This is a genomic window from Geobacter pickeringii (assembly GCF_000817955.1).
Lineage (GTDB): Bacteria > Desulfobacterota > Desulfuromonadia > Geobacterales > Geobacteraceae > Geobacter > Geobacter pickeringii.
The window spans coordinates 2,265,113-2,281,315 of the sequence record NZ_CP009788.1 but is presented as its reverse complement, the minus strand read 5'-3'; the positions used below and the strand labels follow the sequence as shown (position 1 = coordinate 2,281,315).

General features: G+C 61.3%; 13 protein-coding genes. 9 read left to right on the top strand and 4 right to left on the bottom strand.

What is annotated here, in order from left to right; all coding sequences use genetic code 11:
* The first annotated feature begins 81 nt into the window (after positions 1-81).
* The 9 genes from GPICK_RS10255 (at position 82) to holA (ending at position 11,724) form a co-directional block, all read left to right on the top strand.
* Entirely contained in the window at positions 82-2,085 is a 2,004-nt protein-coding gene (locus GPICK_RS10255) for a HEAT repeat domain-containing protein (RefSeq protein WP_039742863.1), read from the top strand.
* Entirely contained in the window at positions 2,085-2,960 is an 876-nt protein-coding gene (locus tag GPICK_RS10250) for a CheR family methyltransferase (RefSeq protein ID WP_039742861.1), read from the top strand. The genes GPICK_RS10255 and GPICK_RS10250 overlap by 1 nt, the downstream gene beginning before the upstream one ends.
* Positions 2,957-4,039: a protein-glutamate methylesterase/protein-glutamine glutaminase gene (locus tag GPICK_RS10245; RefSeq protein WP_039742860.1), complete on the top strand. Its 1,083-nt coding sequence runs from the start codon at positions 2,957-2,959 to the stop codon at positions 4,037-4,039. Before GPICK_RS10250 ends, GPICK_RS10245 begins: the two co-directional genes overlap by 4 nt.
* Positions 4,040-4,102: 63 nt before the next feature.
* The gene (locus tag GPICK_RS10240) at positions 4,103-4,927 is read left to right on the top strand and encodes a GAF domain-containing protein (protein WP_039742858.1); all 825 of its coding nucleotides are present in this window, start codon (positions 4,103-4,105) and stop codon (positions 4,925-4,927) included.
* A gap of 21 nt (positions 4,928-4,948) precedes the next feature.
* Positions 4,949-5,326, top strand: a complete 378-nt coding sequence (locus GPICK_RS10235) for a response regulator (protein ID WP_039742856.1) — start codon at positions 4,949-4,951, stop codon at positions 5,324-5,326.
* Between the two features lie 87 nt (positions 5,327-5,413).
* Positions 5,414-7,561, top strand: coding sequence for a cytochrome c3 family protein (locus GPICK_RS10230; protein WP_039742854.1), 2,148 nt, complete (start codon positions 5,414-5,416; stop codon positions 7,559-7,561).
* A 141-nt stretch (positions 7,562-7,702) separates the two neighbouring features.
* A complete protein-coding gene (gene leuS, locus GPICK_RS10225; RefSeq protein WP_039745645.1) occupies positions 7,703-10,177 on the top strand; it encodes a leucine--tRNA ligase in 2,475 nt (824 codons plus the stop codon).
* 9 nt (positions 10,178-10,186) lie between these two features.
* On the top strand, positions 10,187-10,702 hold the full coding sequence (gene lptE / locus GPICK_RS10220) for an LPS assembly lipoprotein LptE (RefSeq protein ID WP_039742852.1): 516 nt from the start codon (positions 10,187-10,189) through the stop codon (positions 10,700-10,702).
* Positions 10,703-10,719: 17 nt separating this feature from the next.
* Complete coding sequence (gene holA / locus GPICK_RS10215) at positions 10,720-11,724, top strand: DNA polymerase III subunit delta (protein ID WP_039742850.1); 1,005 nt, start codon at positions 10,720-10,722, stop codon at positions 11,722-11,724.
* Positions 11,725-11,811: 87 nt separating this feature from the next.
* Here holA and rpsT read toward each other — a convergent pair whose 3' ends face one another.
* From rpsT to GPICK_RS10195, 4 genes are all read right to left on the bottom strand, one after another.
* Complete coding sequence (rpsT, locus tag GPICK_RS10210) at positions 11,812-12,075, bottom strand: 30S ribosomal protein S20 (protein ID WP_039742848.1); 264 nt, start codon at positions 12,073-12,075, stop codon at positions 11,812-11,814.
* Positions 12,076-12,251: 176 nt separating this feature from the next.
* Complete coding sequence (locus GPICK_RS10205) at positions 12,252-13,616, bottom strand: cytochrome c (RefSeq protein ID WP_052263396.1); 1,365 nt, start codon at positions 13,614-13,616, stop codon at positions 12,252-12,254.
* 135 nt (positions 13,617-13,751) lie between these two features.
* Positions 13,752-14,075 carry a hypothetical protein gene (locus GPICK_RS10200; protein WP_039742846.1) on the bottom strand — a complete coding sequence of 108 codons (324 nt, stop codon included), beginning with the start codon at positions 14,073-14,075 and terminating at the stop codon, positions 13,752-13,754.
* A gap of 133 nt (positions 14,076-14,208) precedes the next feature.
* Positions 14,209-15,918, bottom strand: a complete 1,710-nt coding sequence (locus tag GPICK_RS10195) for a DUF3373 domain-containing protein (RefSeq protein ID WP_039742844.1) — start codon at positions 15,916-15,918, stop codon at positions 14,209-14,211.
* Positions 15,919-16,203: the final 285 nt, after the last annotated feature.

Below are 16,203 nucleotides of genomic sequence, written 5' to 3'. Positions count from 1 at the left end.
CGCATCTCTCCTCCGACCGCTTCCGCGCCGGCACCGCCGCCATGCAGCACTCTCCACGCAGGCACGACAAGGAGTTTTCCATTGGACCAACTGGATAGCCTCAACGAACGCCTCCATGCACAGGACGAAGAGGAGCGCCGCCGGGCGGTACTCGCCCTTGCCTCCCGTCCCTTCGCCGAGGTGCGGCATCTGCTCTTCGACGCCATGGGAGACACCAGTTGGCGGGTGCGCAAGGAGGCGGTAAACGTCGTTCTCGATACCGAGCCGGATGGGGCGGCGGTGGAAGGGCTCGTCGGACTCCTCGCCTCGCCCGACAATGCCGGCCTCCGCAATTCGGCGGTGGAGGCGCTGGAGCGTCTCGGCAGTGCGGCGCTCCCCGCGCTCCTGCGTCATATCGACGTCGAGGACCGTGACGTGCGCAAATTCGTCATCGATATCCTCGGCAACATCGCTGACCGTTCGTGCATTACCGCCCTCGTCGGCGCGCTTCGGGACCAGGATGCAAACGTCTCCGCCGCCGCGGCGGAGAATCTGGGGAAGATCGGTGATCCGCGGGCCGTCCCGCACCTCGTGGACTCCCTGGTGGTGAACGACGTCTGGTTCCGGTATTCGGTCCTCGGCGCCCTTGCCCGGATCGGCGAGGCGATCCCCTTCGCGGTGCTCGCACCGCTTGCTTCGGACAGCCTGCTCAAGCGCCCTGTTTTCGAGTGTCTGGGTGCGGTGGGCGACGTGGATGCGGTTCCGCTGCTGGTGGAAGGGCTTGCGGACAAGGTGCGTGCTGCCCGGGAAGCGGCAGCGGTGGCCCTCGTTCGTCTGAGGGGGCGGCTTCCGGCCCCCGTCGCGATGACTGACGTTGACGGCCGTCTTGCCGCGCTCAGGGGGACCGCCTGCGTCGACGCGCTGCTGACATCACTGGATACCATCGACTACGGGGTGCGGGAGGCGCTGGTGAGGATTCTCGGCACCATTGGCGACGAGCGCGCCGCCACGGCACTGCTGCAGGGATGCCGGGACGAGCGGCTCCGGCGTCTCTGCCTCCAGGGGTTCCGGGTCATGGACGAGCGCGGCATGGCCGCCCTGATGGAGTTCTACCCATCCGCCGACGACGAGGAACGTGTCTACATCATCCAGGTATGGGGAGAGACCGGCTATGCCGGCTGCGCGTCTCATCTCGCCGAAGGGATGCGGAGCAGCCGGCCGATGCTCCGTCGCATTTCGGCCCTGGCTGCCGGCAAGATCGGCCTGGTCGCCCTTCTTGGAGAGGTGGCGGCGCTGCTCGACGATCACGATCCCGACGTGCGCGAAGGCGCCGTTTCCGCCCTTGCCCAACTCGCTGCCTCCGGAGGCGAGAGCGTGCGGGAAATTGCCCAATCCCTCGCCTCGTCAGAGGCGCCGGAGGCACGGCGTTCCGCGACGCGGCTCTATGCTGCCCTGATGGATGCCGAGCGTCTTGCGCTGCTCGTGAAGGACGAAGACTCCCTCGTGCGGCGCAGTGCGGTAAGTGCCCTGGCGGGGCTGCGCAATCCGGCCTCTCTGGGAAGTCTGGTGATGGCCCTTGTTGACGAGGACCCCGACGTGAGGATCGCCGCCGTTGCGGGGATCGGCGAACTGGGAGGGGATGAGGCGCCGGAGCCGCTCCTCCTTGCCCTGGGCGATGACGACCCCTGGGTGCAGTGCGCCGCCCTCAAGGGGCTTGGCAGATATGGCGGGGGCCGGGTCCTCGACGCCATCGAGAGGCTTCTACCCACTGCCGGCGGGGTGGTGCTCATCACCGCCCTGGAGACCCTTGCCGGCATGGAAGGGGAGCGGGCGTCGGTGCTCGTGAAGCGTTGTCTCGACAATCCCGATGAAGAAGTGGTCAAGTCTGCCATCGAGATCCTTTCCCGTGGTGATGCGGAATGGGTCGACGACTGCCGCGAACGGCTCCTGGCCCACCCCCACTGGGAAGTCCGGGCGGGTTTCGTGCGTGCGATGGTGCAGCTCCTCGGGGCACGGGCCTTGCCGCACCTTGAGCGGGCCCTTGAGTCCGAAACCGACGAACTGGTGCGCGGTCAGCTCCGCGACATGATCGGCAGGTTGGCCTGATGTTCGGTCTCGACGCTGAAATCACCATGACCGATGAGGAGTTTCGCCTCATCCGGGACCTTGTCTACAGCCACTGTGGTCTCTTTTTCGATACCGATGCCACCTATCTGCTGGAGAAGCGCCTCGCGAAGCGCCTGCAGTTCCATCAACTCGCCGGGTTCCGGGACTACTATCACTTTCTCAAGTACAACCGGAAGAAAGATCAGGAACTCGCCGACATCATGGATGTCCTCACGACCAACGAGACCTATTTTTTCCGGGAGTCGTTCCAGCTGAAGGCATTCACCGATGAGATCATTCCCGAGATCCGCGAGGCCAAGCTGAAGAGCGGCGACCGTTCGCTCAGGATATGGAGCGCGGGCTGTTCCAGCGGCGAAGAGCCGTACACCATCGCCATGCTGCTGCTGGAGATGGGGGGCTTTGCCGGCTGGAACGTGGAGATCGTCGGCACCGATATCAGCCAGCGGGTGATCCAGCAGGCGCGCAAGGGGCTCTACGGCAAGTCTTCGTTTCGCGTGACCGACGACACGTACATCCGACGCTATTTCACCGAACAGGACGGCATGCACCGGGTCAACGAGAAGGTCCGGGAGCTCGTCACCATCAGTCACCTGAATCTTCTGGACAGTAACCGGATCGCGCTGCTCGGCCGCATGGACGCGATCTTCTGCCGCAATGTCATCATCTATTTCGACCAGGCGGCCCGGCGCACGGTAATCGATTCGTTCCACCGGACCCTGCGCGACGGCGGATACCTGCTGCTCGGACACTCCGAGTCGCTCATGAACATCTCCACGGCCTTTACCCTGCGACATCTGAGGAGCGATATGGTTTACCAGAAGCCCCAGCCGGCGGGAGCGGGGGGGCGGCCATGAAGAAAATAAAAGTAGTGGTCATCGACGATTCAGCGTTCAACCGCCGGGCCATCACCAAGATGCTGGAGGATATGCCCGAGGTTGAAGTCGTCGGCTATGCGGCTGATGGCGAAGAGGGGATCCGGAAGGTCATTGACCTGAAGCCCGATCTGGTTACCCTCGATCTCGAAATGCCGAAGATGGACGGCTTTACGCTGCTTCGGATCATTATGGGATACAAGCCGACGCCGGTCATCGTCATCAGCGCCAACAGCGACGACGAAAAGGTCTTCAAGGCTCTCGAGTTCGGCGCGGTCGATTTTGTCGCAAAGCCAACCAGCACCATCTCCGAAGAGCTGCTGAAGATCAGCGAGGATCTCCAGCAGAAGGTCCGCAGCGCCCTGCACCTGAACATGGCCGGGATCATCAGGCGGGAGCGGCCGGCACTCCCCGAGCCGGCGCCGAAGCCGGTGAAGAAGGCTGCCGTTCCCCCCATTACCGTGGGCCGCGGGCGGATTGACGTAGTGGCCATCGGTGCCTCCACGGGGGGACCGCCGGCGCTGCAGTCGATCCTCACGTCGTTCCGGGAAGCTCCTCCCTTTGCCGTCGTCGTCTCCCAGCACATGCCGGCCGGCTTCACCCGGACCTTTGCCGATCGCCTCAACCGCCTGTCGGTTCTGGAGATCAAGGAGGCGGCGGACGGTGATCTGGTCCGCCCCGGCCGGGCACTCATCGCCCCGGGAGGGCGGAACCTCACCTTTGAGCGAAAGGGTGACAACGTTGTGGCACGGATCGTGAAGCCGGCTGAGAGTGACCGCTACATTCCTTCGGTGGACGCCATGCTCTGCTCCTGCGCGGTGGTGTTCGGCCCCCGCGCCCTCGGCGTCATTCTGACCGGGATGGGCAACGACGGGAGCAAGGGAGTGAGGGCGATCAAGGAAGCCGGCGGCATGGTGCTGGCCGAATCCGAAAAGAGTGCCGTGGTCTATGGCATGCCGAAAGAGGCGGCGGCCACCGGCATGGTGGACAAGGTGCTTCCGCTGGAACGGATGCTCGCCGAGATCAAGCTCCGGTGCGGGGCAGTGGTTGACGCCGGTTGACGGCTGCCCAGGCGCTCCGTTTCGATCGGCGCCCCCACCTGTCTGTTGTTGGGGAGACGAGATATGGCTATGGATGACGAAAAGGGGATGTACAGCCGGGCCGAAGAGTTTCTCCAGATGTTCAAGAAAGGGGCGGAGTTCTCCCAGGAGCTGATGAAGGAGAACGAGCGGCTTCGGTACCGGGTGTTCCAGCTTGAGGAGGAGGCGCGCGGCATCGGCGCGCCCGCCCCTGTTCTCGAGGAGAACCGCCTTCTTGCGGCCCGGATCGATGAGCTGGAGCGGGAGAAGGAGGAAATTCTCCAGCGGATCCGGCAGATCGAGGCCGAAAATAACGACTTTGCCACCCGCTACGTTGAGATCGAGGAGGAGAACAACAGCCTCGCCAATCTCTACATCGCCAGTTACCAGCTCCATTCGACCCTCGATTTCAGGGAAGTGCTGCAGATCGTCTCGGAGATCATCATCAACCTGATCGGCGCCGAGGAGTTTGCGGTGCTGCTCCTCGACGAGCGGACGTCGCTGTTGTCCGCGGTGGCTGCCGAGGGGATTGCCCTGGGAGAACTTCCCCCGATCCGGCCGGGCGAGGGGATGATCGGCTCCATCGCCCGCACCGGCGAGAATTACTTCGCCGCCGACCCGGCCAATTACCTGCGGGATCTGGAGCAGCCCATGGTCTGTATCCCCCTCAAGATCAAGGAACATGTGATCGGGGTGATCGTCATCTACCGGTTGTTCATTCAGAAAACCTCCTTTGCCCAGGTCGACTTCGAACTGTTCACGCTGCTCGCCGGTCATGCGGCCACGGCGATCTTCAGTTCCCGACTCTACAGCGATTCGGAGCGCAAGCTCTCGACCATGCAGGGGTTCATCAATCTCCTCACCAGGTAGGGAGAACGGAGGTACGGGGCCATGCCCGACAAGAGAATCCTGATAGTCGACGATTCGCCGACCATGCGGCAGCTCATTGCGTTTGCGGTCAAGCGGCTCCCCGGTGTTGAGATCCTGGAGGCGAGCGACGGGGTGGATGCGCTGAAGAAGCTTGCCGGCGAGCGTTTCGACCTGATTTTTACCGACATCAACATGCCGGTCATGGACGGCCTGAAGCTGGTGAGCCTCGTGCGAAGCGATCCCGCCATGAAGGCAACCCCCATCGCCATCATCAGCACCGAGGGGGCCGCCGAAGACCGGGAGCGGGCTCTCGCCCTCGGCGCCAACGATTACATCACCAAGCCGATCCAGGCCGCCCGTGTCCTCACGGTGGCAAGAGAATTGCTTGGCATCTCCTGATGTCCTGAAACCCTGCGGTATACCGCCATTCGGCGGAATCGGGCCGGTTTGCGGGACGATTTTGCCGCCGTTCCGAGGAGAAGATTCGTGAAACGCCTGTTCGTCCCCTCCCTCCTGCTTCTGTTCCTCCCCGTGCTGTTATTTGCCAATGACTACAAAGTCGTGACCTTCTCCACCTCCAATGCCGGCAGGGTGGAGTTCAGCCATCCGGTACATCTGAAGGCGGTGGGAAGCAACTGCACCCTTTGCCACAACGCGGTCTTTGCCATCGGAGCGAAGAAGGCGGCGCCGGTCACCATGGCCGAGATGGAGAAGGGGAAATCGTGCGGTACCTGCCATAACGGCAAGCGTGCCTTTGCGCTGTCCGCCTGCATCCGCTGCCATCTGACGAAGGAGGTGGCGATGGAGATCCCCGACTTCGGCACCCTCACCTTCAGCCATAAGTTCCACCTCGGGCTCGGCTCCTTTGGCTGCGGCGACTGCCACAACGCAATTTTCAAGGCGTCGATGGACAATCCCCATGTCAGCATGGCCGAGATGGAGCGGGGGAAGTCGTGCGGCGTCTGCCATGACGGCAGCACCGCCTTCACCGTAAAGCAAAACTGCACCCGCTGCCACACGGTGCGGAACATAACCTTTGCCGCCGATGCCCTGTTCAGCCATGCCAACCACCTGGGGCTCGGGGCGTTCGGCTGCCGCGACTGCCACAGCAGGTTCTTCGTCGCCGGCCCCAACGGCAAGCGGTACACCATGGCCGAGATGGAGCAGGGGAAGTCGTGTGGTGGTTGTCACAATGGGAATACCGCCTTTTCGGTCAAGGGGGAGTGCGGGACCTGCCACAGCAACGTCAAGGATGTCAGTTTCGAGAAGGGGGGCAACGCGTTTTTCAGCCATAAGGTCCACACGAAGATTCTCGACTGCGGCAGCTGTCACAGCGGCATTTTCATCGGCGGTGTGAACAGCAGGCGCTACACCATGGCCGAGATGGAGAAGGGGGAGTCGTGCGGCGTCTGTCACGAGGACAAGACCGTCTTCGGGGTCCGGGGCAACTGCGACAAGTGCCATGTGAAGACGACGGATATCCCCTTCAACACCGGCGTGGCCGGAACCGTGACCTTCAGCCATTCCCTTCACCGGGGGATGTATGGCTGCAGCGATTGCCACAACAGCATCTTCGTCGCGGGGAAGGCTGCCAAGCGGTACACCATGGCCGAGATGGGGAAGGGACAGTCGTGCGGTGCCTGTCACGACGGCAAGACCGCCTTTTCGGCCACGGCCGCCGATGCCTGCGCCAAGTGCCATCCGTTGCGCGACGTGACGCTGGCCCTGGATGCCCGGTTCCCGCATGTGAAGCATCTGGGGGGATACAGCTGCGGCGATTGCCATAATGCCCTTTTCAAGGCAGGACCCGGCAACCGGCGCTGGACGATGCCCCAGATGGAGGCCGGGAACTCCTGCGGCGCCTGCCACGACGGCAAGAGCGCCTTCGACGTGAAGGGTGACTGCGGCACGTGCCACAAGACCGCGCCCGATGTGACGTTCTCCTCCCGACAGGCCGGAGCGACCCGTTTCAGCCATGAGTATCACCTGGGGCTCGGCGCCTACAAATGCGGCGACTGTCATAACGCCATCTTCACCACGGGGGTGGCGCGCAAAAGCCATGTTATGGCCGACATGGAGAAAGGGAGCTCCTGCGGCGCCTGTCACGACGGCAAGACCGCCTTTACCGTGAAGGAGAACTGCACTAAGTGCCATCCCGTGAAGGAGATCACCTTTGCGGCGTCGGGGGCCCGCTTCAGCCATGCCTTCCATGTGAACGCCTTCCGCTGCAGTGATTGCCATGACGCGCTCTATACACCGGGAGCGGGGAACCGCCGTGTCTCCATGCCCGAGATGGGGAAGGGACAGTCGTGCGGTGCCTGTCACGACGGCAAGACCGCCTTCGCCGTGACGGGGAGCTGCGAGAAGTGTCATCCGGTCACCAAGGCGATCAAGTTCGAGCTTCCCGCCGGTACGGCGAGCGTGGTGTTCAGCCACAAGACCCATATCGGCCGGGGCCTTGGGTGCCTGGACTGTCATGGCAAGATGGTGACGGCCGGCGTCGGCCGCAAGCCGCACACCATGAAGGAGATGGAGAAGGGGCAGTCGTGCGGTGCCTGTCATGGCTTCAGCATGGCGTTCAGCGTCAGCGACCCGATCAACTGCGAGAAGTGTCACAAAGAGGAACATTACTAGTCTGCTAAAAGCCCGCACGGCGCGCCTTTAGCACCCGGCGGACAGGATGCCGGCCATGGCGAACATGTTTGCATGGCCGGTTTTTTTGTGCTAAAAACTGAACTTCTTATCAAGTCTGAGAACGTGGTGCGGAGGTTTATCGTGGAAGAAAAGTACATCCCCAGGAACGTGGAGGGGAAGTGGCAGAACGTCTGGGAAGCGGGGAAGACCTACAAAGTCGGTGAGGACCCGGCAAAGCCGAAGTATTACCTGCTTGAAATGTTCCCCTATCCCTCGGGCCGCATCCACATGGGGCATGTCCGCAATTATTCCATCGGCGATGTGGTCGCCCGATACAAGAGGATGCGCGGTTTCAACGTCCTCCACCCCATGGGGTGGGATGCCTTCGGCATGCCGGCCGAAAACGCCGCGATCAAGAACAAGAGCCATCCCGCCAAGTGGACCTACGAAAATATCGCGTACATGCGGAGCCAGCTCAAGAAGATGGGGTTCTCCTACGACTGGGACCGCGAGTTGGCCACCTGCGACCTCGACTACTACCAGTGGGAACAGAAGATGTTTCTCGAGATGTACGAAAAGGGGCTGGTTTACAAAAAGAGCTCCTTCGTGAACTGGTGCCCCGCCTGCGAGACGGTGCTCGCCAACGAGCAGGTTGAAGACGGCGCTTGCTGGCGCTGCGACAGCGAAGTGGTCCAGAAGGAGCTGGAGCAGTGGTTCTTCCGTATCACCCAGTATGCCGAAGAGTTGCTGGAGCAGACCCACCACCTCCCCGGCTGGCCCGAGCGGGTACTGGTCATGCAGCGGAACTGGATCGGCAAGAGCATTGGCTGCGAGATCGATTTTCCCGTGGAAGGGACCCTGGCGAAGGTGAGGGTCTTCACCACCCGTCAGGATACCCTGTACGGTGCCACCTTCATGTCGCTGGCCCCCGAACATCCGATGGCGCTGCAGCTGACCACGCCCGACCGCCGCGCCGAGGTGGAAGCCTTCATCGAGAAGGTGAAGAAGACCGACAAGGTCAAGCGGACCGCCGAGGACTTCGAGAAGGAGGGAGTCTTCACCGGCAGCTACTGCATCAACCCCGTCACCAACCGCAGGATGCCGGTCTATCTGGCGAATTTCGTCCTGCTCGACTACGGGACCGGTGCGGTCATGGCGGTGCCGACCCACGACCAGCGCGACTTCGAATTTGCCCGCAAGTACGATCTGCCGCTCCAGGTGGTGATCGTGCCTGAAGGGGAGACCCTCGACCCCGCCGCCATGACGGCCGCCTACACCGAAGCCGGCACCATGGCCAATTCCGGCCCCTTTGGCGGGCTCCGCAGCGACGAAGCCAAGGAGCGGATCGCCGACTATCTCCAGAAAGAGGGGATTGGCACCAAGACGGTGAACTACCGCCTCCGTGACTGGGGAATCTCCCGCCAGCGCTACTGGGGGAACCCCATTCCGGTCATCAACTGCGATATCTGCGGCGTGGTGCCGGTACCGGAGAAGGATCTGCCGGTGGTCCTGCCGATGGATGCCGAATTCACCGGCGAGGGGGGAAATCCCCTGGCAAAGGTACCCTCCTTCGTCAACGTCTCATGCCCCCAGTGCGGAGCGGAGGCACGGCGCGAGACCGACACCATGGACACCTTCGTCCAGTCGTCGTGGTATTTTCTCCGCTACTGCTGCCCCGATTTCGCCGCCGGTCCGCTTGACAAGGCCCGGGCCGAGTACTGGATGCCGGTGGACCAGTACATTGGCGGCATCGAGCACGCGGTGCTCCACCTCCTCTACGCGCGCTTCTTTACCAAGGCCCTGCGGGATCTGGGCTATGTGGACGTCGACGAGCCGTTCAAGAACCTCCTCACCCAGGGGATGGTGATCAAGGACGGCGCCAAGATGAGCAAATCGAAGGGGAATGTCGTCGACCCCGATGCCCTCATCAACCGCTACGGTGCCGATACGGCCCGGCTCTTCTCCCTCTTCGCCGCGCCGCCGGAAAAGGACCTCGACTGGAGCGATCAGGGGGTCGAAGGGAGCTATCGCTTCCTCTCCCGCGTCTGGCGTCTGGTCTTCGAGACGCTTCCTTTCATTGGCACCGCCGGCCCTGTCGATCCGGCAGCGGTAACCGAGGCAGGGAAGGTGCTGCGCCGGACGGTTCACAAGACCATCCGCAAGGTGACCGACGACGTGGACGAGCGGTTCCATTTCAACACCGCCATCGCCGCCGTCATGGAACTCGTGAACGCCATCTACTCCTTCGAGCCGAAGAATGCGCCGGGAAATGCCGCCGTTCTGAAGGAGGCGGTGGAGAGCGTCGTCCTCATGCTTTCCCCCTTTGTCCCCCATGTGACTGAGGAGCTCTGGGAGGCCCTGGGGCACCGGGGCGGAGTCGAGTCGGCCGGCTGGCCCACCTGGGAGGAGGCGGCCTGTGTGGATGAGGAGCTGCTGGTCGTCGTCCAGGTGAACGGCAAGCTGCGGGGCAAGGTGACCGTTCCGGCCGGCGCCGCGGAGGATGAGGTGAAGGCCGCGGCCTTCTCCGACGAGAAGGTGAAGCCCTGGCTCGACGGGAAGCAGGTCCGGAAGGCGATCTACGTCCCGGGCAAACTCCTCAATATCGTGGTAGGGTAGGGGGTCGGCGTGCTAAGAGTGCGGGGAGTGCGCTCGTGGCTGCTGATGGCCCTCGCCGCGGTGGTCGTCTCCGGCTGCGGATACCACGTTGCGAGGATGGACCGCGAGTTGGCCGGCAGGACGGTTGAGATTGCCATCTTTGCCAACAAGAGCTTCCGCCCCAACATCGAGGCGGGGGTTGCCGATCTCCTGGTGGATGAATTCGTCAGGCGCGAGGGGAAGTCCGTGGTCGAATCGGGAGGGGACGCGGTCATCACCGGTACGATTCTCTCCTACGGGACAGCGGCGATTTCCTACACGGCCGCCGATACGGTGAAGGAGTACCGCGCCACCATCGCGACGGAAGTCGTCGTCAAGAAGAGAGAAACCGGCCAGATCCTCTGGAAGGGAGCCCTTTCGGCAACCCAGGACTTTCCCGCCAATGACGACCTCGTGTTGCAGCAAAACAGTGAGGATACCGCCATCCGGGAGATCTGCCGCAAGCTTGCCCGTGATGTGTACATGCACTTTGTCCAGGATTTCTGAGTGGTGTCTGGAACCCCATGAAAGTAGACGAATTCGATAAGGCTGCGGCACGGGGGGAGATAGCCCCCCTTTATTATTTTTACGGTGATGAACCCTATCTCCTCGAACGGGCCGTAAAACGCCTGCAGGCGCTGGTGGTTGCGCCGGATTTCCGGGATTTCAATCTCGACATTTTCTACGGCAATGAGTGCAAGGGAGAGGAAATTGCCGCAGCGGCCCAGACCCTTCCGATGTTCGCCGAGCGCCGCCTGGTGCTCGTCAAACGGGCCGGCGAGCTCTCCGCCGCCGCCCTGGAGATCCTCACCCCCTGCGTCGCCGATCCATCGCCCGGCACCTGTCTCGTCTTTGCCGGGGAGAAAATCGACCAGCGGAAAAAGTTCTTCCAGGAGATGAAGAAGCGGGGAGAGCTTGTCGAATGCAAGCGTCCCTACGAGAACCAGCTCGGCAACTTCATCCGGGAAGAGGCGCGCGCCCTCGGGAAGCGCATCGAAGCGGCAGCCGCCGAAATGCTCGTCTACCTGGCGGGGAACAATCTGAGTGAGCTTGCCGCGCAGATCGAGAAGGTCGTCACGTTCGTCGGAACCCGCGATGCGGTGACGGTGGGCGATGTTCGCGAGGTGGTCTCCGACACCAAGGTGGAGAGCGTTTTCGACCTGGCCAATGCCCTTGGCGAGCGCGATCTGGCCAAGTCACTCCGCAGTCTTTCAACGATCCTGCGCGACGGGGAGGCGCCGCTCATGCTCCTGGCGATGATCGCCCGCCATTTCCGCCAACTCTGGCGTGTCCGGGAGCTCGCGGTGCGAAGGATGCCGCCGCCGGATATCGCCAAGGCGACCGGCATCAATCCCTATTTTCTCAAGGGGGTGATGGAGCAGGCGCGCAATTTCACCGTAGCGGAGCTGGCGGCGGTCTTCGAGGCGCTCTACGCTTCCGATGTGGCACTGAAGGGGGGAGGACGGAAGCCGACCCTGACGATGGAGCGGCTCGTGATGGAGATCTGCGGGGTGCGCGTCAGGCTCTGATTGTCAGCGGTGCCGCGTACGAGTGAATGGAAATAAAAAAAGGGATACCGGCGCGGTATCCCTTTTGATTTCTCTGTCGGGTTTCCGTTAGCCGAGGGTGTTGACGAGCTTGGCCAGCCGGGAAACGTTGCGCGATGCATTGGAGCTGTGGATGATCCCCTTGGAGGCCGCCTTGTCGATGACCGGGATGGCTGCCTGGAGAGCTTCCTTGGCGAGGGTGGCGTCTTTCGCCTCGACCGCCTCGCGAACACGCTTTATGAAAGTCCGCAGGGTAGAGCGGATGTGCTTGTTCTTCAGACACTTCTTCTTGTTTTGCTTGATTCTCTTCAGGGCCGACTTGTGATGAGCCAAACTGCACCTCCGTTGCGTATGTGACTATGATGATTGAAGTGATTATCGAAAGGTAAATAAATATCACCGGGGTGCTGGGCTGTCAATAAAAAAATGCCTGCGGAAAGCGGTGGCATGGCACAAAAAGAGGGGGTGGTTTCCCACCCCCCATCACAGGAAGGAGGTTACTGCGGGTGTTACCACTCTTCTTTCTGTTTTTCGGCCAATTTCTCGAAATAGATCGCCGGGCTCGTCAGCTTCCGGATCTCTTTGTCGGAATATCCCAGTTCCTTGAAGTTGAGGGCGCCGTTGGGGGCATGGCAGTTGTTGCAGCTCAGGGCCCTGGACTTCGTCACGAGGTGGTTGCTGCCGAAATAGATGGTCTGCCAGCCAGGCACCGGCTCATAGTTTTTGATTCCCTGGATCTTCGCGGCTGAGGCTACGCCGGCGAGGGTGTCACCGGTTGCCATCGGCGGGGCGAAATCCATGGCCATGAGCTGGCCGGTCTTCTTGTTGAAGTATGCTTTTCCCTGGAAGATCTTGAAGGGGTAGATCTTGCTGCTCTTGTCCTTCCTGCTCCCCTTGGGACCGATGAATTCAGGCCGGTTGGCAACGGTCTTGTTGTACCAGGTATAGACAGGGACGGTCTCGTTGGCCTCTTTCCGGAGGGTGGTCGGTTCGTAGTAGCCGCTGGGGAGTTTCTCCCACGTGGTGAAATCCTTGGCGAACGCCCCACCGGTCCGGGTCACGTGGCAGGTCTGGCAGGCAATGCGGGCCGTGTGCCGGTTGTATGCCTGGTCCTTGTGCGGTTTTTCGGTATGACAGTCGGTGCAGGCGAGCCGGGCTCCATCGTGGGCCCAGTTGTTCGGGTCAAAGCCGGTCGGAATCCGATGGTTCTTCGTCTTGTGGCAGTCGACGCAGACCATCCCCTTGGCGGCGTGGACGTCGGTCTCAGGAGTAAAGGCGAATCCGCGCTTGACGAGAACCCCTCCGCCGGCCGCCTCGTGGCAGGTCATGCAGTTCTTGGCGTTCGGCTTGGCAATGGCAAGGGCAGCCTTGAGGCTGCGATCCTGGCCGAGCACCACATTCCCTTTGGAATCCCTGAACGGCTTCCGCTGGCTGAAGTCATACTCGCGGGAATGGCAGACGAGACAGTCGACCGCTGCTTCGGCTTCCGGTCCCGTGCTCCCCACGTCCGAGAGGTGGTTGCCCGGGTGGCAGGTGTTGCAGCCCGAAAATTTTGCCGATTTGGCGTCGGCCGTTTTGGGAATCTCCTTGAGGTTGTTGACGATGTCGTTGCCGTTGCACATGGTGTAAATACGGTTTTTCATCCCGTATTCCTGCTTCGGATCGATGTTTTCCACGTTCGTGACCTTCGATGCGTGCTTCCAGTGGACCGTTCCCAGGAATTCCTTTGCCTTCCCGGGGTGGCAAGTCTCACAGCTCTCCGGTCCCTTGTAACCGTTCTTTTCCAGATATTCCTTCCCCGGATGTTCCGCAGCGTGGGTCGTGACCGTGGCGAGCAGCAGTGTCATCGCGGCAAGAGAGAAGTTCGTTTTCATGGCTACCTCGTACTGTGCGAAGAAGTAATAATGCTTAAAGTTGATAATTCATATAACCATATTAATGGTGCAAGAAAATTGCAGCCACCGGTTCGGGGGCTGCACGCAGTGCATCGGAAATCCGGCAGCGAACCCTCAGCAGCCGGCGGTTTTCCGGAAGAGCTTGCTGTGATTCTTTCCCCCGTCGGTTTCATACTTGCAGCGGATCTCGTCACCTTCCACGATCCGGTGATCCTTGAACTTGTCGAGGGTCAGATCGTCGGTGACGGTAATGGCGACGCTCTTGCCGGACTTGTTGTCCTTCAGGGTGACGGTGGCCGTCTTGCCGCCGGCGGCAAGGTCGATCTTCTGGATGACGCCGACCATCTTCACTTCTTCCGCGCTGGCCACACCGGAGAACGAAACGATGCCAAGGGTGAGTAGCGCTGCGACCATGATGAGTGATACTGCCTTTTTCATTGTTCTGCTCCTTTTGTCTGACCGGTTAACAGATTGACCGGCGTGTGGTAATGACGGGGGGCGAAGAGCCCCCCGAAAAGAGGTATGACCCTGGTACACTCATGCTCCGATTGGTGTCGGAAGCACTGAGCTGTTAGAAATGCACCTCGAATGTTGCATAGATGTCCTGAGCGTATTTTACCGGGGTCAGCAGAAGCATGTCAGACTGCTTGATGTCGGCAATCTTGACCGGTGCGCCGACCCAGTTGTTGCTGCCGGTGTACTCGAAGTCGTAGTACTGGTACCCGAGACGGAAGAAGACCTTGCTCAGGTATGAGGAGATCGGCTTCAGGTTAAGCTCCTGGATCAGGTAGCCTTCATAGACGTTGCCGCGGGTTCCCAGCTTGGAGGTCCACATGTCGTCGGCCGCGGGGGTGAAGGTGATCCAGTTCTTCGAGCCGTGGTTGTACTCGAAGCCGAGCTTGGTGCCGGACGGGGTGTAGTCGTAACGGGCTCCGACATAGGCGGCCCAGCCGGTCTTGTCGCTTGGCGCTTCAGGCTGGAAGAAACCGCCGGTCAGGAGCCCCTGGAAGCCGGCGTTGGCGGAAACGTTGTTGTTGGGGTGAGTGATGCTCGCGCCGAAGTCGCCGAAGAAGTTCAGGTTGCCCGGGCCAACGTTCTTCAGGGTGCTCATGGCACCGGCTCCGTACCAGTCGATGTCGCCGAGGTTGACGGAGGGGGCGGTGTTCCCGAATGCGGTGTTTTTCATGACCGGGAAGTCGAAGATGTTGAAGCCCCGGTTCCATTGCAGCCAGACGCGCAGCGGATCGGTGTCGACCGGGATGATGGCGACGCCGAGCATGTCGGTGTCCCTGAGGCTATTGGTGGCGGCGAGGGAGTTGCCGACGAAGCCGTTCTCATACCCGCGACCGTAGCAGACCTTGGCGTAGGCACCGGGAAGCGCCTCGATGTCCGGGGCCCAGCCGAGGGTCATCCCGTCGAAGGCGTAGTCCACCAGCAGCGCCGGGGTGCCGCCGTTGCCGGGACGCTCGTTGTTGAGGCGAAGGTTGGTCGGCGCTCCGCCCGTGGACGGCCGGCGGCCGACCGACAACCAGATCGGCTGATCGGCGATGTTGGACCAGGTGGCATAGGCGCGGTCCACATCGAGATAGCTGGAAGAGGGAACATGGCCGAGGGTGCCGTCAAAGACGCCAACCCGGTCGGCAAAGAACGGCGTGCTTCCGCCGTTGGTCACGGCCGCGTCATCCTGGGAGCCGAACGTTTTGTACATGAGGAGCCGGACGTTGACCGTCACGTCCTTGGTCGCCTTGGCATGGACGTCGAGGCCGAAGCGGTTGGTGTAGAGGGTGTCGTTCTTCGGCTTGTAGTCGGGGACCGGTACGGCGAAGTTCTGTAATCCCCCCAACATTGCCTGGTTATTCTGCAGGAACTGCTGCGCCGCCCCATACGTGGTAGCCTGCTTCATGCTGTTGGAAAAAGCCATGAGGCCACTGAGTGCTTGCCCATTGGCAACTGTAGGATTAGCGAAAAAACTGGCCTGCAACTGGTTGGCTGCTTTTTGGAACGTGCTGTTCACATCGGTGTAGCCCTTGGTTGCCCCCCGCAGCGAATCGACCCGGAACCGGTAATCGCCGCCAATGGTCAGCCATTTTCCGAGGGACTTCCCTTCGACTTTTTCTATCTTGTGGTCCGTGTCCTTCATCTGCTGCTTCAGGCTCTCCAGTTCCTTCTCCATGGAATCGACCTTCTTCTGCAGGTCCGGGTCGGCCGCCAAGACTGCCAGCGGCTGGGAGAGCCCCAGGAGTACCGCTGTGGCAAGGATGTTGCGGGTCGTGCGTTTCATGTGTTCTCCTTTCCGTGCTGAATGTGTGCCGTGGGTATGCCCGTCGGTGGAGGAAAATGGCGGACATTTTCCTCGATGATCGCCACCTGCTCGATCAGTTGCCCTTTCTCCCACGAGTGGTTCCCACTCTAAAATTCAAACATATGCATACATAAAGCAATGACTATGCCTGCTTTTAAATATATTCAAATTGAGTAATATCTATATGTTGTCTGTTGAGTATATGAATGTATGTGACGTTTTTTGACGATTGTTACGGTTATTTGACAGGGGGCGGGTTTCCGG